Origin of the sequence: Bradyrhizobium sp. TM102, assembly GCF_009176685.1 — a bacterium.
Classification (GTDB): domain Bacteria; phylum Pseudomonadota; class Alphaproteobacteria; order Rhizobiales; family Xanthobacteraceae; genus Bradyrhizobium; species Bradyrhizobium ottawaense.
Map to the genome: position 1 here is coordinate 1,806,722 of NZ_AP021855.1, position 23,088 is coordinate 1,829,809.

Below are 23,088 nucleotides of genomic sequence, written 5' to 3' on the forward strand. Positions count from 1 at the left end.
TTGAAGGAGCCAAGAGGCATCCCCATGTTTAGACGATCCGAACAGGACAAGCGACCGCAGGTCGAGATCTTCGTCGACGGCGTTGCCGTTGCGGCGCGCCAGGGTGACACCGTCTCGGCTGCGCTACTGGCCTCCGGCCGCGACGCACGGCGTTCCACCGCTGTGAGCGGCGCACCGCGTCTGCCCTATTGCATGATGGGCGTGTGCTTCGACTGCCTCGTCACCATCGACGGCGTCGGCAACCGCCAAGGCTGCCTCGTGCCCGTCGCCGAGGGCATGCAGATCGAGATCCAGAAGGGCAAGCGGGAGATCGGAAAATGACTGTGGCTCCCAAGCGCGAAGACTATGACGTCGTGGTGATCGGCGCGGGACCCGCGGGCCTTGCCGCCGCTGCGACAGCCGCCGAAGCCGGCTTGTCCACGCTGCTGCTGGACGAGAATGTCGGCCCGGGCGGTCAGGTGTTTCGCGCGATCTCTTCGACGCCGGTAACCGATCGCAATCAGCTCGGCGCCGATTATTGGGTCGGTGCCGATCTCGTGCAGTCGCTGCGTGCGACCAGCGCCGAGGTCATTCATCGCGCGACGGTCTGGAGCCTCGACCGCAACCTCGAGATCGCCGTCTCGGTCGGCGGCGCCTCCGCCTTCGTCAAGGCGCAGCGCGTGATCCTTGCGACCGGCGCACTGGAGCGGCCGTTTCCAATACCCGGCTGGACGCTGCCGGGCGTGATGACCGCGGGCGCGGCGCAGACGATGCTGAAATCATCGGCGCTGGTTCCTGATGGTCGTACGGTGATCGCGGGGCAGGGGCCGCTGCTGTGGCTGCTCGCCGCGCAGATCCTGCGCCTCGGCGGCCGCATCGACCGCATCCTCGACACCACCGAGCGCGGCAATTACTTTGCGGCGCTTCCGCACGCCTTCGCGTTCCTGACCTCACCCTATTTCGCCAAGGGTCTCGCGATGATGCGCGAGGTGAAGGCCAAGGTGCAGGTCGTCTCCGGCGTCGCGGAGCTCTCGGCGGCCGGCGACGGCCAGCTCGCCAGCGTCAGCTATGTCGCGGGCGGCAAGCGCGAGACCATTCCCGCCGATCTGCTGCTGCTGCATCAGGGCGTCGTGCCCAACGTCAATCTCGCGATGGCCGCCGGTGTCGAACATCGCTGGGACGATCTGCAACTGTGCTGGTCGCCGGTGCTGGACGCCGGCGGTAGTTCGTCGGTCGCCGGCATTGCGATCGCCGGTGATGGTGCGGGCATCGGCGGTGCCAATGCCGCCGTGGTGCGCGGCCGCATCGCGGCGCGCGCGGCGGTCGAAGCGCTGGCGCCCGCGGCTGCCGCAAAACTTCCGTCGATGGCGACACTGCGCGCCGATCTCGCCAAGGCCGAGCGGGGCCGCGTCTTCCTCGACACGCTGTTCCGCCCCGCGCCGCAGTTCCGGATTCCGTCGGGCGACACCATCGTCTGCCGCTGCGAGGAGGTGACGGCAAAGGACGTTCTCGACTCTGTCGCGATCGGCGCGACCGGTCCGAACCAGCTCAAGGCCTATCGCCGCACCGGCATGGGCCCGTGCCAGGGCCGGCTCTGCGGCCTCACCGTCACCGAGCTCATGGCGCAGGCGCGCGGCAAGTCTCCGCAGGAGATCGGCTATTACCGGCTGCGCGCGCCGGTGAAGCCAATCACGCTCGCCGAGCTCGCGGCCGTTCCGAAAAGCGAGGCCGACGTCAAGGCGGTGGTGCGCGGATGACAAGATGCGTGGATGCGATCGTCGTCGGCGGCGGCATCCACGGATGCTCCACCGCGTTGCATCTGTGCCTCGCCGGCCTGAAACCGGTGTTGATCGAGAAGGATTATGCCGGACGCCACGCCTCCGGCGTCAATGCCGGCGGCGTCCGCCAGCTCGCACGGCACATCCCGGAGATTCCGCTCTCGATCCGCTCGATGGGAATCTGGGAGAAGATCAAGGATCTCCTCGACGACGATTGCAGTTTCGAGAGCCACGGCCAGGTGCTGGTCGCCGAGAACGAGGAGGAGCTCGCGGTCTGCCGCGTGCGCGTGGCCGAGCTCAATGCGCTCGGCTTCACCCACGAAGAGCTGATCGACGCGACTGAATTGCGCCGGCTGGTGCCGGCGGTGGCTGAAAGCTGTCCCGGCGGCGTGGTTTCGCGCCGTGACGGCGCGGCCAATCCGGCGCAGACGACGACGGCGTTCCGGCGCAAGGCCGAACAGCTGGGCGCCACAGTGCGCGAAGGCATGGCCGCCAGCAACATCCGGTACAGTGATGGGCTCTGGCATGTCGATGTCGGCACTGAAACCTTTGCCGCGCCGGTGCTGGTCAACGCCGCCGGCGCCTGGGCCGGCAAGATCGCGGCGGCGCTCGGCGAGCCCGTGCCGGTCGAGACCGTGGCGCCGATGCTGATGATCACCTCGCGCGTGCCGCACTTCATCGACCCCGTCGTGATCCTGCGTGGGCGTAAACTCTCGTTCAAGCAATTCTCCAACGGCACGGTGCTGATCGGCGGCGGTCATCTGGCAACGCCCTATCAGGATCGCAACGAGACGGTGCTGGACTGGAAGAGCCTCGCGACCAGCGCACGCACCGTGTTCGAGCTGTTTCCGGTGATGCGCAGCGCCACCATCGTCCGTGCCTGGGCCGGGATCGAAGCGAAGATGAAGGACGATATTCCCGTGTTCGGACCGAGCAGCCGTCACAAGGGCCTCTATCACCAGTTCGGCTTCTCGTTGCACGGCTTTCAGCTCGGCCCCGGCGCCGGTGCCGTGATGGCGGAGCTGATCGTCAACGGCGGCACCCAGACCCGCGTCGGTGATCTCGGCATCGACCGCTTCCATCCCTCAACGCCCTAGCAACAAGAGGATATCTCATGAGCATCACCCGCAGCATTCGCACGCCCATCATGCACCGCGCCGTCGAGGCCAATGGCTTCGTCTTCCTCGGCGGCACCATCGCCGATGACACCAGCGTGTCCATGGGCGATCAGACCCGCAACATCCTCGGCAAGATCGCCGGTTATCTGAAAGAAGCCGGCACCGACAAGAGCCGCATCGTCAGTGCGTCGATCTTCGTCACGGATCTCTCCAAGAAGAAGGAGATGGACGCGGCCTGGACCGAGTTCTTCGGTGACAATCTGCCGACCCGCGCCACGGTCGGCGTCGCCGATCTCGGCGGCAGCGCGCTGATCGAGGTGGTGGTTACCGCGCTCAAGGGCTGATCGCGACAGGGACGTCGGCGCTCTCCGCGCCGTCGTCCCTCGAGCCGCGCCTTGATCTCGCGCTTCGATGGGACTAGTTAGAGGGTCCCCGATCAGGAACTTCGCAGCCATGGATTTTACCCCGACCGCAAAGCTCATCCGCCTTGCTCACGGGGAATTCCATGCCTGCTTCAATCATCCTGTCGAATCTGTCGCTGTCCACGCCTGACGGCCGTCCTCTTCTCTCGAACATCGATCTGACGTTCGGCGCCGAGCGGACCGGCCTCGTCGGTCGCAATGGCGTCGGGAAGACGACGTTGCTCGGGTCGATCCCCGGGGAGCATCTTCCCCAGGCGGGGCGCGTCGTCGTCAACGGAACCGTCGGTTTGCTGCGCCAGGATATCCAGCTACTTGCCGGTGCGACGGTGGCCGATTTGTTCGGAGTGCGAGGTCACCTCGCGCTGCTTCGCCGCGCCGAGCGGGGGGAAGTCTCGGCCGACGACCTCGCCGAGGTCGATTGGACTATCGAGGCACGCCTACAGGCTGCGCTTGCACGTCTCGGGTTTGATCTCGCTCCCGACACCGAGCTGGAGCGGCTGTCCGGCGGCCAGATCACGCGGGTTCGCCTCGCCGCATTGGTCTTTGCCGAGCCGGACTTCCTGCTGCTGGACGAGCCAACCAACAATCTCGACCAGGACGGCCGCAAGGCCGTGATCGATCTCCTCGCGGCCTGGCGCGGCGGTGCGATCGTCGTCAGCCACGATCGGCGCCTGCTCGATACGATGGACGCGATTGTCGAGCTGACGTCGCTCGGAGCCACGCGATACGGCGGCAATTGGAGCCGTTACCGCGAACAGAAGGCGGTCGAGCTCGCCGCCGTCAGGCACGACCTCGCGCATGCCGAGAGGAAGCTATCCGAGATCGACGGCAAGGCGCAGGAGGCCGCGGAGAAGAAAGCGCGCAAGGACAGCGGCGGCAGGAAGAAGCGCGCCAAGGGCGACATGCCGCGCATCCTGGCGGGGGCGCGCAAGGATCGCAGCGAGGATACCGGCGGCAAGACCGCGCAAATCGCCGAGCGGCTGCGCGCGGAAGCGCTTCAAGCCGTCGACACGGCGCGCGGGCGCATCGAAATTCTTCAGCCGCTCTCCGTCAAGCTGCCCGCGACCGGCCTGCCGGCGGCCAGGGAGGTGCTTTGGCTCGACCGCGTCAGCGCCGGCTATCGGTCGGAGCAGCCGGTCCTGCGCGATCTCTCATTCGCCGTCGTCGGTCCGGAGCGGATCGCGCTGGTCGGGCCCAACGGCTCCGGCAAGACGACGCTGTTGAAACTCATCGCGGGGGATCTGCGTCCGCTTTCGGGCACCCTGCGGGTCAGGCCGGATTTCGCGCTGTTCGACCAGAAGGTCAGCCTGCTCGACCCCTCGATCTCCATCCTGGAGAATTTTGGGCGTCTCAATCCGAAGGCGGGAGCGAACGAATGCCATGCCGCGCTGGCGCGGTTCATGTTTCGCGCCGATGCCGCCTTGCAAGTCGCCGGAAGCCTGAGTGGCGGGCAGATGTTTCGCGCGGGCCTCGCTTGCGTGCTGGGCGGGTCATCGCCGCCGTCGCTGCTGATCCTGGACGAGCCGACCAATCATCTCGACATCGAGTCCATCGAAGCGGTCGAAGCTGGCTTGAGGGCCTATGACGGCGCGCTGCTCGTCGTCAGTCATGACGAAGCGTTCCTGCAGGCGATTGGGGTCACGCGGCGGCTCGACCTCGCCGCCAAGGTGTTGCGCACTCACGGCGGGATCGTCTGATCCCGGCCGGTGGTCCTGATATGGCAGTGATTTTCAAAAACCCGACGCCCTGCCCCCAGCGCGTCGGGTGGAAAAAATGAGTATCAATCCGTGATCCCAACGCAACTGTTGTGACGCGTCCCGCAGCAATTGACCACTCCGGGAAACTACCGCGTCGGAATCGCGCTGAGACGGCTGGTTTGCAACCTACGATGCTGCACTCCCGCCCGGCTCGAGCGCCTCGCCGATCTCGAGCGGATGGGCCATGGTCTCGTGCAGCGCCTCGCGGTCGAGCTCGCCTTCGGAGATGCTGATGACCACGCAGGCGACGCCGTTGCCGATCAGATTGGTCAGCGCGCGGCATTCGCTCATGAACTTGTCGATGCCGACCAGGATCGCGATCGATTGGATCGGGATGTCAGGCACGATCGAGAGCGTCGCGGCGAGCGTGATGAAGCCGGCGCCGGTCACGCCGGAGGCGCCCTTCGAGGTGATCATGGCGATGCCCAGAATGCCGAGCTCCTGCCAGATGGTCAGATGCGTGTTGGTCGCCTGCGCCAGAAACAGCGTCGCCAGCGTCATGTAGATGTTGGTGCCGTCGAGGTTGAAGCTGTAGCCGGTCGGAATCACGAGGCCGACCACGGACCGCGAGGCGCCGAGATGCTCCATCTTCTGGATCATCTGCGGCAGCACCGTCTCGGAGGACGACGTGCCGAGCACGATCAGCAGCTCGTCCTTGATGTAGGCGATGAAGCGGAGGATCGAGAAGCCGGCGAGCCGCGCGATCGCACCTAACACCACGAGCACGAACAGCATGCTGGTGAGATAGAACGTGCCGATCAGGGCGGCGAGATTGATCAGCGAGCCGAGGCCGTAGGCGCCGACCGTGAACGCCATCGCGCCGAAGGCGCCGATCGGCGCCACGCGCACGATGATGCGGATGATGCCGAAGAACATCTTGGCGGCCTTGTCGATCGCGTCCGCAATGGGCTCGCCGGCCTTGCCGAGAAAGGCGATGGCGAAGCCGGACAGGATCGAGATCAGCAGCACCTGCAAAAGGTCGCCGCGCGCGATCGCGCCCAAATAGCTGTCGGGGATGATCGCCATCAGATGGGCGACGATGCCCTCTTCCTTGGCTTTGGTGACGTAGGTGGCGACCGAGTTCGGGTCGATCGTGGCGGGATCGATGTTGAAGCCGTGCCCGGGCTGCAGAATCTCACCAACCAGGAGGCCGACCGCGAGCGCGACGGTCGAGACCGTCTCGAAATAGATCAGCGACTTCAGCCCGACCCGGCCGACGCGCTTGAGGTCGCCCATCGAGGAGATGCCGTGCACCACGGTGCAGAAGATCACCGGCGCGATCATCATCTTGATCAGCGCGATGAAGCCGTCGCCGAACGGCTTCAAGGCCTTGCCGAGATCGGGGTAGAAATAGCCGATCAGTACGCCGAGCGCGATCGCGATCAGCACCTGCACGTAGAGGATCTTGTACCAGGGCTGTTGCCGGCGATGGATGGCTGGCTGGATCGCGACTTGTGTCATAGAGTGGCCCAGGAACGCATTGAGTTTGCGTGATTTCGATCTTGCATGGCTTGCATCATGTGATGGTCGCCGCAGAAGCGACAATCACATTTTTGTCTGTTCGCACGAAGATCGGTCGCTGCACCGCAACTGGGGGGAACATGTCGACTTCATCAGGCTCCGGCCGGCGACAGCAGGGCTATTTCCCGCGTTGGACGTTGAAGACCTCGGGCGTGATCATGCCGGAGGAGCGGCTGTCGTGGGGTCAGACCATCGTCTCCGGTCTCCAGCATTGCGTCGCAATGTCCGGCTCGACGATCATCGCGCCGCTGCTGATGGGGTTCGATCCCAACGTCGCCGTCCTGTTCTCCGGCGTCGGCACGCTGATCTTCTTCGTCATCGTCGCGGGGCGCGTGCCGAGCTATCTCGGCTCGAGCTTCGCGTTCATCGCCGTCGTCATCGCCGCCACCGGCTATGCCGGGCAGGGGCCGAACCCGAATTTGTCGGTGGCGCTCGGCGGTATCGTCGGAGCCGGAGTGCTCTATGGCGTGATCGCGCTCATCGTGATGTGGTCGGGGGTCGGCTGGGTCGAGCGGCTGCTGCCGCCGGCTGTCACCGGTGCGGTGGTCGCGGCGATCGGCCTCAACCTCGCGCCCGTGGCGGTCAAGGCGGTGAGCGCGAATGCGTTCGATACCGGAATCGGACTTGCGACCGTTCTGATCATAGGCGTGGTGGCCGTTGCGGCGCCAGGCTTGTGGCGCCGCCTGCCGATCATCCTTGGCGCGATCGGCGGATATCTTCTGTACCTGCTGTTCGCCAACGGGCTCGGTTTCGGCAAGCCGATCGACTTCACTCAGCTTTCAGCCGCGCCGTGGTTCGGCATGCCGAGCTTCACCACGCCGACATTCCAGGCCGATGCGATCTTCCTGATCGCGCCGGTTGCGATCATTCTCGTCGCCGAGAATCTCGGGCACATCAAGGCCGTCGGCGCCATGACGGGCCGGAGTCTCGATGCCTATCTCGGCCGCGCCCTGTTCGCCGACAGCTTAGCTACCATCGTGGCGGCCTGCGGCGGCGGCACCGGCGTCACCACCTATGCCGAGAACATCGGCGTCATGGCGGCGACGAAGGTCTATTCGACATTGCTGTTCGCCTTCGCCGCCATCGTGTCGATCCTGCTTGGCTTCTCGCCGAAATTCGGCGCGCTGATCCTGTCGATCCCGGGGCCCGTCATCGGCGGCCTCTCGATCGTGCTGTTCGGGCTGATCGCGGCGATGGCGGGCCGGATCTGGGTCGAGAACAAGGTCGACTTCGCCAATCCTGCAAACCTGATCACCATCGCCGTGGCGCTGACCGCCGGTGCGGGCGACCTCACGCTCAAATTCGGCGCATTCACGATCGGCGGGATCGGCACGGCAACTTTTGGCGCCATCATCCTCTACCAGATCCTGACCTCGCCGCTGGCGCGGCGCGCGGAGTGATTCCCAGGGATGCACGAAAGGGATGGAACAAAACGCCGGTTCCATCGATGATGAGACATCCCGGAGAGAACCCATGCCGCAAGCCGATCGCTCGACCTCCTTTCCCTCGCGCCTCGTTGGCCAATACGCCCTGGTGACCGGCGCCTCGCAAGGCATCGGTCGCGCCGTCGCCATCCGGCTCGCCCAGGAAGGTGCGACTGTTGCGATCAATTATTTCGAGCACGATGAGCGGGCGGAGGAGACGCTGGCGCATGCACGCACGGCATCGGGCGATCGTGGCCATGGCAAGCTCGATCATCTCATCGTCAGGGCCAATGTCGGCAACGAGCAGGAGATCGCCGCGATGTTCGAGACGATTCTGGCGCGCTGGAAGCGTCTCGATTGTCTCGTCAACAACGCCGGCTTCCAGAAGGAATCGCCGAGCGAGGCGCTCGACGTCGAGACCTATCGGCGCATCATCGACGTCAACCTCAACGGCGCCGTGCTCTGCGCCCAGAAGGCGCTCGCACATTTCGTGGCGCGCGGGGGAGGGGGCTCCATCATCAACTGCTCCAGCGTGCACCAGATCATCCCGAAACCCGGCTATCTCGCCTATTCGATCAGCAAGGGCGGCATGGCCAATCTGACGCGCACGCTGGCGCTGGAGTTCGCCGGCCGCGGCATTCGCGTCAACGCGGTCGGGCCCGGCGCGATCGACACGCCGATCAACGCGGCCTGGACCGGCGATCCCGAAAAGCGCGGCGTCGTCACCAGCCACATTCCCATGGGACGCGTCGGTACGCCGGAGGAGATCGCCGCCGTGTTCGCCTTCCTCGCCTCGGACGATGCGAGCTACATCACCGGGCAGACCCTCTACGCCTGCGGAGGCCTGACGCTCTTTCCGGAATTCCGCGAGAACTGGGCGAGTTGATCTCAGTTTGGGACTGTGAGGATGGCGGTCGGGCCGGGTAGGGGTCTGCGGCGCCGTGTGCTATCGACCGTGGACGACGCTGCCGCTATTGGCAAGCGTCGACACATGAAGGGCTCGTGACCACAACCATCAACATCAATGCCTACAGCGACGCGCTGGTGGTCCTCGGCACTGCCGGCGTCGTGGTGCCGATTGTCCGCCATTGGGGCATCAATCCCGTGCTGGGCTATCTCGGTGCCGGCGCCATTCTCGGTCCGCTCGGGCTCGGCTCGCTCGTTCAGCAGCTCCCGTTGCTGTACTGGGTCACCGTCGCCGACGCGCAGAATGTCGAGGGTATCGCCAATCTCGGTATCGTCTTCCTGCTGTTCCTGATCGGGCTCGAACTATCTTTCAGGCGGCTCGTCACGATGCGGCGCCTGGTGTTCGGGCTTGGTGGCCTGCAGGTGCTGGCGACGTCCGCCATGATTTTCGGCGTGACGCTTCTCTCCGGGCAAAGCTCGGATACTGCCGTCATCCTGGGTGCGAGCCTTGCGTTGTCCTCGACGGCGATCGTGCTCGAGCTTTTGTCCACCGAGAAACGACTTGCGACCACTGCCGGTCGCGCCAGCTTCTCGGTGCTGCTGGCCCAGGACCTCGCAGTCGTTCCCATTCTGGTTTTCGTCTCGGTGCTCGGCGCGGAGAGTGGCGGCTCCGTCCTGGCGCACATCTCCAGCGCGATCCTGAAGGCCGCGCTGGCGGTCGCTGTCCTCACTCTGCTCGGACGGCTGCTGATGCGGCCGCTGTTCCAGATGGTTGCGGGCACCCACTCGACGGAGCTGTTTGTCGCCGCGACCTTGTTCGTCATCGTCGGCGCAGGGATTGCCGCGCACCAGGCGGGCCTGTCGATGGCGCTCGGAGCATTCGTTGCGGGACTGATGCTGGCGGAAACGGAGTATGGCAAGGCCATTGAGGCCACCGTCGAGCCGTTCAAGGGCCTGCTGCTGGGCATCTTCTTCTTCACGGTCGGCATGGCCATCGACTTCCGCGTGTTCATGCGCGAGCCTGGTTGGCTGCTGGCTGCGGTCATCGGCATTCTCGTCGGCAAGGCGATCGTGCTCATCATGCTCGGCCGGCTCTTCAGGCTGTCCTGGGCGACGGCGATCGAGATCGGCTTCCTACTGGGTCCCGTCGGCGAATTCGCGTTCGTCAGCATCGGAATGGCGGCGGCCGGCGGTCTGATCGAGCCGCGCGTGTCGAGCTTTGCCGTCGCCATCACCGCCGTGACGATGGCCTTGACGCCGCTTTTGGGCGCGCTCGGACGCCGACTGGCCGCGAAGCTGGGTCCTGAGCGCTCGCCCGATCCAGAGCTGGCGGTCCGGCCGCCCGGCGACCGGGCGCAGGCCATCGTGGTCGGCTACGGCCGCGTTGGAAAAGTCGTCTGTTCGCTGCTGACCAGCCACGGCCTGAACTACATCGCGGTCGATCACGAGGCCGTCGCCGTGGCGCGCGACCGCCGCGACGGTCACAAGGTCTATTTTGGCGATGCGACAGAGCTCGGTTTCCTCGAGGCTTGCGGCCTGATGCAGACGACCGGTGTGATCATCACCATCCAGTCGCGGCCGGCGATCGATGCTGTCGTCGAGCGGATCCGGGCGGTGCGGCCGGATGTGCTGATCGTTTCACGTGCGCGGGATGCCGACCATGCCCGTCACCTCTATGCGATCGGCGCAACCGATGCGGTGCCGGAAACCATCGAGGCAAGCCTGCAGCTTTCCGAAGCCGCACTGGTCGGCCTCGGAGTTGCGGTCGGGAATGCGATAGCCTCGGTGCACGAGAAGCGGGATGAATTCCGGCTGACGCTGCAGCAAGCCGCCCGCATTGCCGGACAGGAGAAAGTGCGCCCGCTCGATCTCACGGGGCGCCGGTCCCCGCGATAACCGCCCATCCGGGTCGCTATGCGCTGCGGACTGCGATGATCTGGCAAAACCCGCCCGCGCAGACTACATCTGCGCCATGGCAAACGCTCCACTGGCAAGCTCCCCGCTCCAGGATTTCGTCGGCCGGCACGAAAAACTGTTCGTGCTGACCGGCGCCGGCTGCAGCACCAATTCTGGCATTCCCGATTATCGCGACAGCAACGGCAACTGGAAGCGGACCCAGCCGGTCAACTTCCAGTCCTTCATGTCGGACGAGCATACGCGGCGGCGCTATTGGGCGCGCAGCCTGATCGGCTGGCGGCGGTTCGGCCAGGCTCGCCCGAACGATGCGCATCGTGCGCTGGCCCGGCTCGAGGCGAACGGCCGGTGCGGGATGCTGCTGACCCAGAACGTCGACCGGCTGCATCAGTCGGCCGGCCACCGCCAGGTGATCGACCTGCACGGCCGGCTCGATCTGGTTCGCTGCATGGGCTGCGGCCGCAAGACGCCTCGCGATGAGTTTCAGCACGCGCTTGGTCGCGCGAATGCGGCGTGGCTGACGCTCGATGCGGCCGATGCACCCGATGGCGACGCCGATCTGGAGCACGAGGATTTTTCGTCCTTCCAGGTGCCTCCTTGCGAAGCCTGCGGCGGCATCCTCAAGCCCGACGTCGTGTTCTTCGGCGAGAACGTGCCCCGCGACATCGTCGCCACCGCGCAGGATCATCTGGCGCAGGCCGACGCCATGCTGATCGTCGGCTCCTCGCTGATGGTCTATTCCGGATTCCGCTTCGTGCAGGCTGCCGCGCAGCGCAATATTCCGATTGCGGCGGTCAATCTCGGCCGCACCCGCGCCGACGATCTCCTGACGCTGAAGGTCGAGGAGCGCTGCGAGGCGGCGCTTGCATTCCTGCTCTGATCGCGCAGGCGGTGAACTCAGCTTGCCTATTGCATAGGTGCCAAGCAGAATGGCCGGGCGCGGCGTTGTCCTCGTCGTCCATGGCATGGAAATTGCTGCGCTTTCGACCTCAGTCTTGACGATCAGCGCGGAGAATTTGGAATGCTTGAGGGAGCCGAGGTGCGGCTTGCCGTCGATATCGGTGGTACGTTCACCGACATCGTGCTGGACGTGGGGCAGGATCGCAAGACGCGCAAGCTGCTGACGACGCCGCAGCGCCCCGAACAGGCCGTGCTGGACGGGATGCGTCTCATTCTCGCCGATGCGCGCGCACATATCAGCGACATCGACGTCTTCATTCACGGTACCACGCTCGCCACCAACGCCATCATCGAGCGCCGCGGTGCCAAGACGGCCCTGATCGCGACCGAAGGCTTTCGCGACGTGCTCGATATCGGCACCGAGAGCCGCTACGATCAATATGATCTCGGCATCGACAAACCGAGGCCGCTGGCGCCGCGCAGCCTGCGTTTCACCGTGCCCGAGCGCGTCGACGCCCACGGCGCCGTCCGTCTCCCGCTCGACGAAGCGTCGGTGCGTGCACTCGCGCCGAAATTGCGTGAGCTGGGCGTCGCGAGCGTCGCGATCGCGTTCCTGCACTCCTATGCCAATCCCGAGCACGAGCGTCGTGCGGCCGCGATCCTGGCGGAGGAGATGCCTGATATCTCCGTGACGGTGTCCTCGGCCGTTTGCCCGGAGATTCGCGAGTATGAGCGCACATCGACAGCGGTCGCGAACGCCTATGTGCAACCCCTGATCGACGGCTATCTCGCCCGCATGGCCGACGCCTTGCAGGTCGAGCAGTTCCGCGGCGCGATCTATCTCGTCACCTCAGGTGGCGGCGTCACCTCGATCGAGACGGCGCGGCGCTTTCCGGTGCGCCTCGTCGAGTCCGGGCCTGCCGGCGGCGCAATCTTCGCGGCGCAGATCGCGGCGCGTCTTGGCGAGAGCAAGGTGCTGTCCTTCGACATGGGCGGCACCACGGCAAAGATTTGCCTGATCGAAAAGTACCAGCCCGAGACCTCGCGCGTGTTCGAGGTCGATCGCGCCGCGCGCTTCCTCAAAGGCTCCGGCCTGCCGGTGCGCATCCCCGTGATCGAGATGGTCGAGATCGGCGCCGGGGGCGGCTCGATCGCCCATGTCGACGCGATGAAGCGCGTCACCGTCGGGCCCGAGAGTGCATCGTCCGAGCCGGGCCCGGCCTGCTACGGCCGCGGCGGCCAGCGTCCGGCGGTGACCGATGCGGACGTCGCGCTCGGCATGATTGATCCCGACGCATTTGCCGGCGGTACGATCAAGCTCGATCCGGAGCTTTCGAAGCAGGCGCTGCTGCGCAGCGTCGGCGAGCCGCTCGGCCTGTCGGCAGAGACTGCTGCCTATGCCGTGCACGAGGTCGTCTGCGAGAACATGGCGAGTGCGGCGCGTGTCCATGCGGTCGAGCGCGGCGAGATCGTCGGCCAGCACACGCTGATCGCCTTTGGCGGCGCGGCGCCGTTGCATGCGGCGCGCGTCGCCGAGAAGATCGGCGTCTCCCGCGTGATCGTGCCGTCGAATGCCGGTGTCGGCTCGGCCGTCGGTTTCCTTGCGGCACCGATCGCCTATGAGCTGGTGCGCAGTCGACATGTCCGGCTCGATGATTTCGACACCGAAGCGGTGTCGGATCTCCTGCAGGAGATGGTGACCGAGGCGCGCGCGCTGGTCGAGCCTGGTGCTGCCGGTGCGCCGGTGCGCGAACGACGCGCCGCCTTCATGCGCTATGTCGGCCAGGGCCATGAGATCTCGGTCGAGTTGCCGAACCGGCGGCTGACGGGGGCCGATCTCGCCGGCCTGCGCCAGAAGTTCGAGGCGGACTATTCCGCGATGTTCGAGCGGCCGATCCCGGGCGCCGCGATCGAGGTGTTGAGCTGGTCGGTGCTCGCTACGACGGAGGCGCGCAATCCATCTGCTGTCGCCGCCGTCACGCGCAAGCCTGCCGGCAAAGCTGTCGGCAGCCGCAAATTCTTCGACGGCCGCGCCGGCGAGGTGATCGAGATCCCGCTCTATCGCCGCGAGGACATGGTGCCGGGCGCGACCATCGCAGGCCCGGCCGTGATCGCGGAGGACGAGACCTCCACCTTCGTTTCCACCAGTTTTGATGCCCATATCGACGGTGCCGGCAGCATCGTCATGGAACGGAAGGCGGCCTGATCATGAGCAAGGCAAATGGCGCGAGCCTGATCGACCTTCAGATCATGTGGCACCGGCTGATCGCCGTGGTCGAGGAGCAGGCCCAGGTGCTGCTCCGCACCGCCTTCAGCCCGATCGTGCGCGAATGCGGCGACCTCTCGGCCGGCGTGTTCGACCTCAAGGGGCGGATGCTGGCGCAGGCGGTGACCGGCACGCCCGGTCACGTCAACTCGATGGCGGAATCGGTCAAGCACTTCATCAACCACTTCCCGATCGAGACGATGAAGGAGGGTGATGCCTACATCACCAACGATCCCTGGATGGGCACCGGTCATCTCAACGACTTCGTCGTCACCACGCCCTGCTTCAAGGACGGCAAACCGGTCGCGCTGTTCTCCTGCACCAGCCACCTGATGGACATCGGCGGCATCGGCTTCGGGCCTGACGCCACCGACGTGTTCATGGAGGGGCTCTACATCCCCATGCTGAAGCTGATCGACCAGGGCGTCGTCAACGAGACGCTGATGGCGATGATCCGCACCAACACGCGGCTGCCGATCGATACCGAAGGCGACACCTATTCGCTCGCCGGCTGCAACGACGTCGGCTGCGAGCGCCTGGTCGAGATGATGACCGAGTTCGGCATCGATACGCTCGACGGGCTCGGCGACTACATCTGCGACCGCTCCCGCGAGGCGGTGCTCGCTGAAATCGCAAAGCTGCCGAAGGGCAGCTGGCGCAACACCATGGTGGTCGACGGTTATGATGCCCCGGTCACGCTGGCTGCGACGCTGACGATCTCGGATGCGGGCATCCATGTCGATTTCGACGGCACCTCGGCCGCCTCGAAGTTCGGCATCAACGTGCCCTTGTCCTACACCACCGCCTACACCGTGTTCGGCCTCGGCTGTGTCGTGGCGTCGCAGATCCCGAACAATGCCGGCTCGCTGTCGCCGCTGACGGTGTCGGCACCCGCCGGCGCGATCCTCAATGCGCCGAAGCCCGCGCCGGTCGCCTCGCGCCACATCATCGGCCAGATGCTGCCCGACGTGGTGTTCGGCTGCCTGCGTCAGATCATTCCCGAGCGCGTTCCGGCCGAAGGCACCTCGTGCCTGTGGAATCTCAACGTCCGCGGCCAGACCCGCTCCGGGGTCGGCGGCAATTACGGATTCTCGATGGCGGTGACCTCCAATGGCGGCACCGGTGCGCGCTTCGGCAAGGATGGGCTGTCGGCCACCGCCTATCCCAGCGGCGTGCGCGGCACCCCGGTCGAGATCGCGGAGACGCAGACGCCGCTGATCTTCTGGCGCAAGGAGCTGCGTCCGGATTCCGGCGGGGCAGGGCGCACCCGCGGCGGCCTCGGCCAGATCATCGAGGTCGGCAGCGGCGTCGATGCGCCGTTCGACATCCTGGCGGCGTTCGACCGCATCGATCATCCCCCGCGCGGGCGCGATGGCGGCAAGAACGGCGAGGCCGGCTATGTCGGCCTCAAGTCAGGCAAGAAGCTGCGTGGAAAAGGATTTCAGCAGGTGCCGCCGGACGACCGGCTTGTTGTGCTGACGCCGGGCGGCGCCGGCATCGGCGCCCCCACGACGCGCGATCGCGCGGCGGTCAGGGACGACATCGAAAGCGGGCTCGTGTCCGCCGACAATGCGGCTGCAGTTTATGGGTACCCGCGCTGACAAGTCAGTGCGCTTGGTAAACGGAGGGGAGCAATGATCACGCGACGGAACTTCACCGCGGGCGCAGCGACGCTGCTCGCCGCCAACCACATCTCGACCCGCGCCCGGGCGGCGACGGCGAACTGGGACATGTCGACGGTCTGGCCCGACGGCAATTTCCACACCCAGAACGCGATGGCCTTCGCCGAGGAAGTGAAGAAGCAGAGCGGCGGCTCGGTCGCGATTACCGTGAAGGCCGGTGGCCAACTCGGCTTCAAGGGACCCGAACATCTGCGCGCCGTGCGCGACGGCCTGGTGCCGCTTGCCGACGTCCTCAACATCCAGCAGGTCGGCGACGAGCCCTTCATGGGCGTCGAGAGCATTCCCTTCCTCTGCAGCTCGATGGACGAACTGAAGGTGCTGCACAAATATGTGCGGCCCGAATACGAGAAAGTCGCCGCACGCAACAACCAGAAGATCCTCTACATCGTGCCGTGGCCGACGCAGTATCTGCATCTCAAGGTCAAGGTCGCCGATGTCGACGGATTGAAGAACATCAAGATCCGCGTGCCCGACAAGAACGCCGTCGACATGCTGGCCGTGGTCGGCATGGCGCCGGTGATGATCCCCTGGGGCGAGACCATCCCCGCGCTCGCCTCGGGCGCCGTCGCGGGCGTCTCGACCTCGGCGGTCTCGGGCGTCGACGGCAAGTTCTGGGAATTCCTGAAATACGTCTACCCGACCAATCACGTCTGGTCCTCGCAGATGCTCACCGTCAATCTCGATTCCTGGAAGGCGCTGAGCGCCGACCAACAGCAGATGGTCGCCGGCATCGCCGCGAAGATGGAGCCGGGGTTCTGGGCGAACTCGCTCAAGGCCGATGCCGACAGCCTCAACCGCCTGAAGGAGGGCGGCATGGAGGTGGTGCCGGTCTCGGGCGCGATGATGACGGATATCCGGGCCAAGACCGCGCCGCAGCTCGACGCCTTCCTCAAGCGCGTGCCGGCGGCCGATAAGCCGGTGCGGGCCTATCTCGCCGAAATGAAGCGCTGAGGCCGATATGGTCAGCGTTTCGCCCGCGGCTTCACAAAGTCTCAACGCCGCGGCGCCGGCGCCGCTGCGCATTCTGCTCGACGGCATCGACCGTCTCGGCCGGCTCGACGGCTGGATCGGCGGCGGCTGCCTGTTGACGCTGACACTGCTGATGCTGTGCGAGGTCGCAACGCGCTTCCTCTCGAATTTCCTGTCGTTCTTCCCGCCGACGATCTCGATTGCCTGGGAATACTCATCCTATCTGATGGCGGCGTCCTTCACCTTCGGAGCCGCCATGACCTTGCGTGTCGGCGGCCACATCCGTGTCGTGCTACTGCTCAAGAACGCGCCGGCGCCGTTGCAACGGGCGCTGGAGATCCTGTCGGCCGCGGCCGGTTTTGCCTTCATGGCGTTCCTGACCTCGGCCATGGCGAAGTTCGCTTTCGGCGCCTATGTGCGCGGCCAGGTCTCGACCTCGAGCGACACGCCGCTGTGGTTTCCGGAAGCCGTCGTCACCTTCGGCATGCTGCTGCTCACGCTGCAATTCCTGGCACGCGCGATCCAGGCCGTGCTCGGCCTGCCGCTGGAGGATCACCGCATGAAGGCCTCGCCCGTCGAATGACAGCTTTGCTCGCTCCTGGATTCCAGATCGCATGACCATCGAAGTCGTCGCCCTCTTCGCGATCCTGTTTGCGCTGCTGGCCTGCGGCGTGTGGATCGGCCTCACGCTCGCGCTGACAGCGACATTGCTGCTCGCGATGTTCCGCTCGATCCCGCTGGACAAGCTGTTGCCGCAATACGCCTGGAACATCCTGACCACGCAGGAGCTGCTGGCGCTGCCGCTGTTCATCCTGATGGGCGAGCTGCTGTTCCGCACCCGCCTGTCGCGCTCGCTGTTTCAGGGGCTGGCGCCCTGGGCGGGGTTGCTGCCCGGCCGATTGCTGCATGTCAACGTGATCGGCTGCACCATCTTCGCGGCGATCTCGGGCTCGTCGGCCGCGACCACGCAGGTGATCGGCCGCATGTCGCTCAACGAGCTCTTGCGCCGCGGCTATTCGCGCGACATCGCGATCGGTTCGCTCGCCGGTGCCGGCACGCTCGGCTTCCTGATCCCGCCGTCCAACATCATGATCATCTACGGCGTGCTCGGCGACGTCTCGATCCTGAAACTGTTCACGGCCGGCGTGCTGCCCGGACTTCTGCTCGCCGCAACCTTCATGGGCTGGGTGATGCTGCACACGACCCTCAACCGCAGCATGGTGCCGGAGACGGAAGCCAAACTGTCGCAGGTGCCGTGGCGCGAGCGCTTTGCCGCGCTGAAGGATCTCGCGCCCGCGCTGTTCCTGATCGCCTGCGTGCTCGGCTCGATGTATGGCGGGCTCGCGACCCCGTCGGAAGCCGCCGCCGTCGGCGTGCTCGGCGCGGCGCTGGTCGCCTGGGCGCAGGGCTCGATGTCGCAGCAGGTGATACGCGACGTGCTCATCGGCTCGGTCGTGACCTGCTCGATGATCGCGCTGATCGTGCTCGGCGCTTCGATCCTCGGCAATGCCGCGGCCTTTCTCGGCATCCCGCAGGCCGTCGCCGCCTTCGTCAAGGGGCTCGGCCTGTCGCCCTTCATGCTGATCGTCGTGCTGATCGTCTTCTACCTGATCCTCGGCTGCTTCCTCGACGGCTTCTCGATGATCGTGATGACCTTGCCGATCGTGCTGCCCATCGTGAAGGGGGCAGGCTTCGACGAGATCTGGTTCGGCATCTTCCTCGTGCTCGCGGTCGAGATGGCGCAGATCACGCCGCCCGTCGGCTTCAACCTGTTCGTCATCCAGGGCCTCACCGAGGACGGCCTCGGCTACATCGCGCGCGTGACGCTGCCGTATCTCGTCATCATGATCGGCTTCGTGCTGCTGCTGACGCTCTGGCCCGGCATCGTCACGATTCTGCCGCGGGTGCTGTACGGGTAGATTGGTCGAGGGCGGGTGCCGCAGCCGTCAGCGGAATGGCGTTGCGGTGCGGCGGGGATCGCAGGCCTGCCCACCTACCATCCGTTGTGTTGCCTGACGGGCAAAACACTCCAGCGCTGGGTCGATACCCGTGCGCGAAAATATTCGCATTTACAGAAATTCGGTTTTGCCGTACAAGCCAACACATCCCGCCCGCCACAAGGGGCGTTTCGCGATCGTCACGGGACGCGGGCCGGGATGCGGTGGCCGCGACGGCGTCGGCGCGCGATGATGGCTGCAGGGCGGGAAACCGTGAGCAGCGACAGGCGCGATACGACACGGCGCTGACAGCGTCCTTGTTCGGCCCCGATGGCGAGCGCACGCCAGCCGTCGGGGATGCGGATGGGGATGTGCGCGGACGGAGAAGTCGTGTGGTCCTGACGCCCGGGGTCTGTGCGTCAAGGCTTGCGGTGATGTGGCGGCCCGACCGGGCGCGTGCATCAGCCATCTGCAAGGCGACGGGGGCAATAGTGCATCGCTCCCCGGGGAGAGCACGAAGGACACCGTGAAAACCATCGCGCAGGGAAGGCCGGGCGACCGGCATCACCTGTCGTCCACCCCGTGCGCGTTTCTTTCGCACACGCGGGACCTCGGGTGCCAGCCGGCGCCCGGCCTTCCCTGCGCCCTTGCTTTTAAAGGGCGGAAGAGATCAGCAAAGCTCGGGCAAGTCAGGCCGCGAGAATAAGCAGTCATGTCCATCGCTAAACAACGGTCTCGTGCCCCGGACGCAGTGCAACGCGCCGCGTCTTCGCGGCGTGGTGCGCTGCAGAGCCGGGGCCCATGCATCAGCGAAGTGTGTAGCCTTCTGGGTCCCGGCTCTGCGCAGCAGCGTAAGAACGCTGCAGCGCGTCCGGGACACGAGAGAGGCGCGCCAAACGTCGTCCCGGCTTGTCGACCGGGACGACTTGCGCGAGCAAGAGCGAAGGGGTGTTCAGCCCGGCCTAGGCCGCCGCCTTCTTGCGCGCGAGCTCGGCCTTGTACAGTTCGAACTCTTCTGCAACCGCCTTCGCGACCGACGGCCGCTGGCGCAGGCGCTCGTAATAGGCCTTCACGTTCGGCCATTTGGCGAGATCGATCGGCGGCGTCGCCATGGTCCAGTTGATGACCGTGACCAGATAGGCGTCGGCAACGCTGAAATGGTCGAGCAGGAAGTCGCGCCCCTTCAGGTAGTTGTCGAGATAGTCGAGCCGCGACAGGTTCTTCTCGAGGGCATAGGCCTTGGTCTCCTGCGGGGCCTTGCGATCGAGCACCGGGATGAAGAGGCCCTTGTGAAGTTCGGTGCCGATGAAGCACAGCCATTGATGCAGCCGCGTGCGCTCGATGCCCTCTGCGGCGCCAAGCCCGGATTGCGGGAAGCGGTCGGCGACGTATTGCAGGATTGCCGCGTTCTCGGTCAGAACCACGCCCTCGTCGGTGCGCAGCGTCGGCACCAGGCCGATCGGATTGACGGCGCGGAAGTCGGAGCCGTCGCTCAGCACGGTCTTGGTCGGCGGGTCGACCTCGAGATAGTTCGCTTCGGCGCCGGCTTCATACAGCGCGACGCGTGTTGCCATCGAACAGGCGAGCGGCGAGAAATAGAGATCCATCTGTAGCCTCCTTGGGCAATTTCTGAGATTTCGCTCAACCTGGCCAGATTGATTTTTGTACCATGTTGCATAATATGGGATCGGTCAAGGATTAGTTTGCGAAATGGTACAAAAATCGAAGCCGCCAGCTGCTGCCAATGAACCCGAGGGCGCCGGCCAACCTAAGCGCCGCGGCCGTCCGCGCGCCTACCAGCCCGATATCGCGCTCGGCAAGGCGCTGGATCTGTTCCGCCGGCAGGGTTTTGCCGCGACCTCGCTCGATGATCTCAGCGAAGCGACCGGGATGAACCGCCCGAGCCTTTACGGCGCCTTCGGCGACAAGCGGGAGCTCTACATCAAGAGCTATCAGCGCTACCGCGAGGATGCGCGGGCCTCCATGGCTGCGATCTTCCGCGAGGAGATGCCGGTGCGTCAGCGGCTGGAACGCATCTTCGCCTCCGCGCTGAACATCTATCTCTCGGGCGAGACCGGTCCGCGCGGCTGCTTTACGGTGGTGACCGCGGCGTCAGAAGCCGTTGGCGATCCCGAGATTCGCGCCATGGTGCTCGACGGTCTCGCCGAGCTCGACAAGGCCTTTGCAAACTGCTTCCGCCGCGCCAAGGAGAACGGCGAGCTGCCGGCGAGCGCCGATCCGGTCGTGCTGGCGCAGATCGCATCAGCCACCGTCCACACCATCGCCATCCGCTCGCGCGCGCGTGTATCGCGCAAGGAGCTGGAGGCGATCGTGAAGGGGGCGATCGACGTGATGGTGGGGGCCAAGAGTTAGGCTGTCGTCCCGGGGCGCGCGTAGCGCGAGCCCGGGACCCATAGCCACAGGGAGGTGTTTGGCGAAGACTAGGAGGTACCAGCTCGCCTAACAAACTTCTCCCTGGGGTTATGGGTCCCCGCCTTCGCGGGGACGACAGCGAGTATGTCGCCCGATCCCGCGCTCAACTACGCCGCGCGGATTTGCGCGAGGAAGCGATCCACCTCGTCCCGCAGCCGCTGCGACTGCTTCGACAGCTCGATCGCCGAACCCAGCACCTCCTCGGCCGCCGTGCCTGTTGCGGCGATGCCGGCAGTGACACCGGAGATGTTCTGCGAGACCTCGCCGGTGCGGGCGGCCGCCTGCTGGACGTTCTGTGCGATCTCCTGCGTCGCCGTGCCCTGCTGGCCGACGGCTGCGGCGATCGCGGCGGAGATTTCGTCGACTTGCTGGATCGTCGCGCAGATCGACTGGATGCCGTCCACAGCGCCTGATGTCTCGCCCTGCACCGCGTTGACCTGGGCGCCGATCTCCTCGGTCGCCTTCGCCGTCTGCGTCGCCAGTGCCTTGACCTCGGAAGCGACCACGGCAAAGCCGCGGCCGGCTTCGCCCGCGCGCGCCGCTTCGATCGTCGCGTTCAGCGCCAGCAGGTTGGTCTGGCCCGCGATGCCGTTGATGAAGGAGACGACGTCACCGATCTTTTGCGCCGCGTCCGCCAGGCTCTGCACGCGCTCGTTCGAGCGCCGTCCGTCGCTCGCGGCCTTGCCCACCACTTCGGTCGCGTGGGCGAGGCGCCGGCTGATCTCGGTCATCGACGAGGACAACTCCTCGGCTGCTGCGGCGACGGTCTGCACATTTTCCGAGGCCAGCGCCGACGCGGATGATACGGCGCCGGTCTGCTGTCGGGATTGCTCGACGATGGCCGACATCGAGCGCGCCGTATGCTCCATCTCGACCGCAGCCGAGGACACCGTGGTGACGACGTCGCGGATGCTGGCCTCGAAATTGTCGGCAAGCGCGGCGAAGGCACGCCGCTTCTCCGCTTCGGACTGCGCCTTGGCCTCCAGCTGCTCGGCCTGAAGCTTGCCAAAGTTGACGGCGTTGTCGCGGAACACCGCGACCGCCTTCACCATCGCCCCGACTTCGTCATTCGCCTTGCTGGCGGGGATGGTGACGTCGGTCCGGCCGTCTGCGAGCTCGCGCATGACGGACGTGATGGAGAGGATCGGACGCGAGATGCTGCGGGCGATGAGATAGCCGACGATGGCGGCAAGCACGAGCCCGATCGCGGCGATCGCAATCGCGAGCATCCAGGCGCGGTCGGCCGAGGCCTCGTAATCGGCATTGTCCATCACCAGTTCGACGGCGCCGAGCGGCTTTCCGGAAAAATCCCTGATCGGTCCGAGCAGCGCCGCCACCGGCGTATTGTCGAGCTTGGCCCGCTTCACCGTGAAGCTGCCTGTGGTAGCGCGGCCGTAATCGGCCGCGTCGAAGAAGCTCTTGCCCTTCAGCGTGCCGCCGAACAGCTTGAAGCCCGAGCCGTCGGCGAGGTGGAAGGCGACGTCGACATGGCGGTTGGTCTTGAAATCGTCGAGGAAGGACTGGCCGAAGGTCAGGCCGAATTCGACCGAGCCGAGCTGCTTGGCTCCTTGCGCGATCGGCACCACGCCGCGGATGCCGAGCCCGGCGACGCCGCCTTCGAGGCCGACCACGACCTTGCGATCCTGGTTGGCGACGACGACGGTCTTGCGGAATCCGCTGAGGTCGTCGCCGAACTTGGCGGGCTGGTGCACGCGCAGGAACGAGGTCGCCGGCGCCACATGGAACTGGAACTGCTCGACACCGTATTCCGATTTGGTCGCGGCAAAGACCGGCCCGAACAGGGCTATCAGGGCGTTGCGGTCCTGCTTGGCCATCGCATCCTGCGTCGCCGGCATCGCGGCCACGACCGTGCTCATGGCGGCGGCCCGGTGCGATTCCTCGGCGATGCGCGACTGAAGGGCATCATAATGGCTGTGCAGCTCGCGCTGGTCGGCGCGGTCGATGATCCCCGCGATGATCCACATCGCCCCGAGCACCGCAAACAGGGCGGTTGCCGCCGCCGTCACCGCGAGGGCAACCGTGATCCGCATCCTGAGGCCGAGGCTCGCGCGCATGTTCGAC

Annotated in this window: 18 protein-coding genes; 15 read left to right on the plus strand and 3 right to left on the minus strand. The window is 65.8% G+C overall.

Going from position 1 to position 23,088, the window contains the following annotated elements:
- Positions 1 to 24: 24 nt before the first annotated feature.
- From GDN70_RS08465 to GDN70_RS08485, 5 genes are all read left to right on the plus strand, one after another.
- Positions 25 to 321, plus strand: coding sequence for a (2Fe-2S)-binding protein (locus tag GDN70_RS08465; protein WP_028140357.1), 297 nt, complete (start codon positions 25 to 27; stop codon positions 319 to 321).
- Positions 318 to 1,736 carry an NAD(P)/FAD-dependent oxidoreductase gene (locus GDN70_RS08470; protein WP_152102383.1) on the plus strand — a complete coding sequence of 473 codons (1,419 nt, stop codon included), beginning with the start codon at positions 318 to 320 and terminating at the stop codon, positions 1,734 to 1,736. Before GDN70_RS08465 ends, GDN70_RS08470 begins: the two co-directional genes overlap by 4 nt.
- Positions 1,733 to 2,854: an FAD-binding oxidoreductase gene (locus tag GDN70_RS08475; protein WP_038951036.1), complete on the plus strand. Its 1,122-nt coding sequence runs from the start codon at positions 1,733 to 1,735 to the stop codon at positions 2,852 to 2,854. Before GDN70_RS08470 ends, GDN70_RS08475 begins: the two co-directional genes overlap by 4 nt.
- 17 nt (positions 2,855 to 2,871) lie before the next feature.
- Positions 2,872 to 3,219 carry a RidA family protein gene (locus GDN70_RS08480; RefSeq protein WP_038951035.1) on the plus strand — a complete coding sequence of 116 codons (348 nt, stop codon included), beginning with the start codon at positions 2,872 to 2,874 and terminating at the stop codon, positions 3,217 to 3,219.
- A 161-nt stretch (positions 3,220 to 3,380) separates the two neighbouring features.
- Positions 3,381 to 4,994: an ABC-F family ATP-binding cassette domain-containing protein gene (locus GDN70_RS08485; protein WP_152102384.1), complete on the plus strand. Its 1,614-nt coding sequence runs from the start codon at positions 3,381 to 3,383 to the stop codon at positions 4,992 to 4,994.
- A 186-nt stretch (positions 4,995 to 5,180) separates the two neighbouring features.
- Here the strand turns inward: GDN70_RS08485 and GDN70_RS08490 are convergent, their stop codons facing one another.
- The gene (locus tag GDN70_RS08490) at positions 5,181 to 6,515 is read right to left on the minus strand and encodes a dicarboxylate/amino acid:cation symporter (protein WP_152102385.1); all 1,335 of its coding nucleotides are present in this window, start codon (positions 6,513 to 6,515) and stop codon (positions 5,181 to 5,183) included.
- A gap of 140 nt (positions 6,516 to 6,655) precedes the next feature.
- Here GDN70_RS08490 and GDN70_RS08495 point away from each other — a divergent pair, with 140 nt between their 5' ends.
- The 9 genes from GDN70_RS08495 to GDN70_RS08535 all read left to right on the plus strand — a co-directional run bounded on the left by GDN70_RS08495 (position 6,656) and on the right by GDN70_RS08535 (position 18,555).
- On the plus strand, positions 6,656 to 7,975 hold the full coding sequence (locus GDN70_RS08495; RefSeq protein ID WP_152102386.1) for a solute carrier family 23 protein: 1,320 nt from the start codon (positions 6,656 to 6,658) through the stop codon (positions 7,973 to 7,975).
- A 73-nt stretch (positions 7,976 to 8,048) separates the two neighbouring features.
- Entirely contained in the window at positions 8,049 to 8,885 is an 837-nt protein-coding gene (locus GDN70_RS08500) for an SDR family oxidoreductase (protein WP_097668343.1), read from the plus strand.
- 116 nt (positions 8,886 to 9,001) lie between these two features.
- Positions 9,002 to 10,801, plus strand: a complete 1,800-nt coding sequence (locus tag GDN70_RS08505) for a cation:proton antiporter (RefSeq protein ID WP_028140350.1) — start codon at positions 9,002 to 9,004, stop codon at positions 10,799 to 10,801.
- Between the two features lie 76 nt (positions 10,802 to 10,877).
- Positions 10,878 to 11,699, plus strand: coding sequence for an NAD-dependent protein deacetylase (locus GDN70_RS08510; protein ID WP_097668345.1), 822 nt, complete (start codon positions 10,878 to 10,880; stop codon positions 11,697 to 11,699).
- Between the two features lie 141 nt (positions 11,700 to 11,840).
- Positions 11,841 to 13,925: a hydantoinase/oxoprolinase family protein gene (locus GDN70_RS08515; RefSeq protein WP_028140348.1), complete on the plus strand. Its 2,085-nt coding sequence runs from the start codon at positions 11,841 to 11,843 to the stop codon at positions 13,923 to 13,925.
- A 2-nt stretch (positions 13,926 to 13,927) separates the two neighbouring features.
- Positions 13,928 to 15,586, plus strand: a complete 1,659-nt coding sequence (locus GDN70_RS08520) for a hydantoinase B/oxoprolinase family protein (protein WP_038951027.1) — start codon at positions 13,928 to 13,930, stop codon at positions 15,584 to 15,586.
- Between the two features lie 33 nt (positions 15,587 to 15,619).
- Positions 15,620 to 16,618, plus strand: a complete 999-nt coding sequence (locus GDN70_RS08525) for a TRAP transporter substrate-binding protein (RefSeq protein WP_152102387.1) — start codon at positions 15,620 to 15,622, stop codon at positions 16,616 to 16,618.
- Positions 16,619 to 16,625: 7 nt separating this feature from the next.
- Positions 16,626 to 17,219, plus strand: a complete 594-nt coding sequence (locus GDN70_RS08530; protein ID WP_038951026.1) for a TRAP transporter small permease subunit — start codon at positions 16,626 to 16,628, stop codon at positions 17,217 to 17,219.
- A 31-nt stretch (positions 17,220 to 17,250) separates the two neighbouring features.
- Positions 17,251 to 18,555 (plus strand): TRAP transporter large permease, encoded by a 1,305-nt coding sequence (locus GDN70_RS08535; protein WP_095426690.1) that lies wholly within the window; start codon positions 17,251 to 17,253, stop codon positions 18,553 to 18,555.
- Positions 18,556 to 19,535: 980 nt separating this feature from the next.
- On the opposite strand, the gene GDN70_RS08545 is transcribed toward GDN70_RS08535, so the two are convergent.
- Positions 19,536 to 20,180 (minus strand): glutathione binding-like protein, encoded by a 645-nt coding sequence (locus tag GDN70_RS08545; RefSeq protein WP_095426689.1) that lies wholly within the window; start codon positions 20,178 to 20,180, stop codon positions 19,536 to 19,538.
- A gap of 103 nt (positions 20,181 to 20,283) precedes the next feature.
- On the opposite strand from GDN70_RS08545, the gene GDN70_RS08550 reads away from it, so the two are divergent.
- Positions 20,284 to 20,946, plus strand: coding sequence for a TetR/AcrR family transcriptional regulator (locus GDN70_RS08550; protein WP_152102388.1), 663 nt, complete (start codon positions 20,284 to 20,286; stop codon positions 20,944 to 20,946).
- A 167-nt stretch (positions 20,947 to 21,113) separates the two neighbouring features.
- Here GDN70_RS08550 and GDN70_RS08555 read toward each other — a convergent pair whose 3' ends face one another.
- Positions 21,114 to 23,081 (minus strand): methyl-accepting chemotaxis protein, encoded by a 1,968-nt coding sequence (locus GDN70_RS08555; protein ID WP_161966359.1) that lies wholly within the window; start codon positions 23,079 to 23,081, stop codon positions 21,114 to 21,116.
- Between the last annotated feature and the right edge of the window lie 7 nt (positions 23,082 to 23,088).

Coding starts and splice junctions, on each gene's coding strand:
- GDN70_RS08490 (WP_152102385.1), bottom strand. CDS start 6,515: ATGACACAAGTCGCGATCCAGCCAGCCATCCATCGCCGGCAACAGCCC.
- GDN70_RS08515 (WP_028140348.1), top strand. CDS start 11,841: ATGCTTGAGGGAGCCGAGGTGCGGCTTGCCGTCGATATCGGTGGTACG.
- GDN70_RS08530 (WP_038951026.1), top strand. CDS start 16,626: ATGGTCAGCGTTTCGCCCGCGGCTTCACAAAGTCTCAACGCCGCGGCG.
- GDN70_RS08535 (WP_095426690.1), top strand. CDS start 17,251: ATGACCATCGAAGTCGTCGCCCTCTTCGCGATCCTGTTTGCGCTGCTG.
- GDN70_RS08500 (WP_097668343.1), top strand. CDS start 8,049: ATGCCGCAAGCCGATCGCTCGACCTCCTTTCCCTCGCGCCTCGTTGGC.
- GDN70_RS08480 (WP_038951035.1), top strand. CDS start 2,872: ATGAGCATCACCCGCAGCATTCGCACGCCCATCATGCACCGCGCCGTC.
- GDN70_RS08495 (WP_152102386.1), top strand. CDS start 6,656: ATGTCGACTTCATCAGGCTCCGGCCGGCGACAGCAGGGCTATTTCCCG.
- GDN70_RS08555 (WP_161966359.1), bottom strand. CDS start 23,081: ATGCGCGCGAGCCTCGGCCTCAGGATGCGGATCACGGTTGCCCTCGCG.
- GDN70_RS08510 (WP_097668345.1), top strand. CDS start 10,878: ATGGCAAACGCTCCACTGGCAAGCTCCCCGCTCCAGGATTTCGTCGGC.
- GDN70_RS08470 (WP_152102383.1), top strand. CDS start 318: ATGACTGTGGCTCCCAAGCGCGAAGACTATGACGTCGTGGTGATCGGC.
- GDN70_RS08465 (WP_028140357.1), top strand. CDS start 25: ATGTTTAGACGATCCGAACAGGACAAGCGACCGCAGGTCGAGATCTTC.
- GDN70_RS08485 (WP_152102384.1), top strand. CDS start 3,381: ATGCCTGCTTCAATCATCCTGTCGAATCTGTCGCTGTCCACGCCTGAC.
- GDN70_RS08520 (WP_038951027.1), top strand. CDS start 13,928: ATGAGCAAGGCAAATGGCGCGAGCCTGATCGACCTTCAGATCATGTGG.
- GDN70_RS08475 (WP_038951036.1), top strand. CDS start 1,733: ATGACAAGATGCGTGGATGCGATCGTCGTCGGCGGCGGCATCCACGGA.
- GDN70_RS08525 (WP_152102387.1), top strand. CDS start 15,620: ATGATCACGCGACGGAACTTCACCGCGGGCGCAGCGACGCTGCTCGCC.
- GDN70_RS08545 (WP_095426689.1), bottom strand. CDS start 20,180: ATGGATCTCTATTTCTCGCCGCTCGCCTGTTCGATGGCAACACGCGTC.
- GDN70_RS08550 (WP_152102388.1), top strand. CDS start 20,284: ATGGTACAAAAATCGAAGCCGCCAGCTGCTGCCAATGAACCCGAGGGC.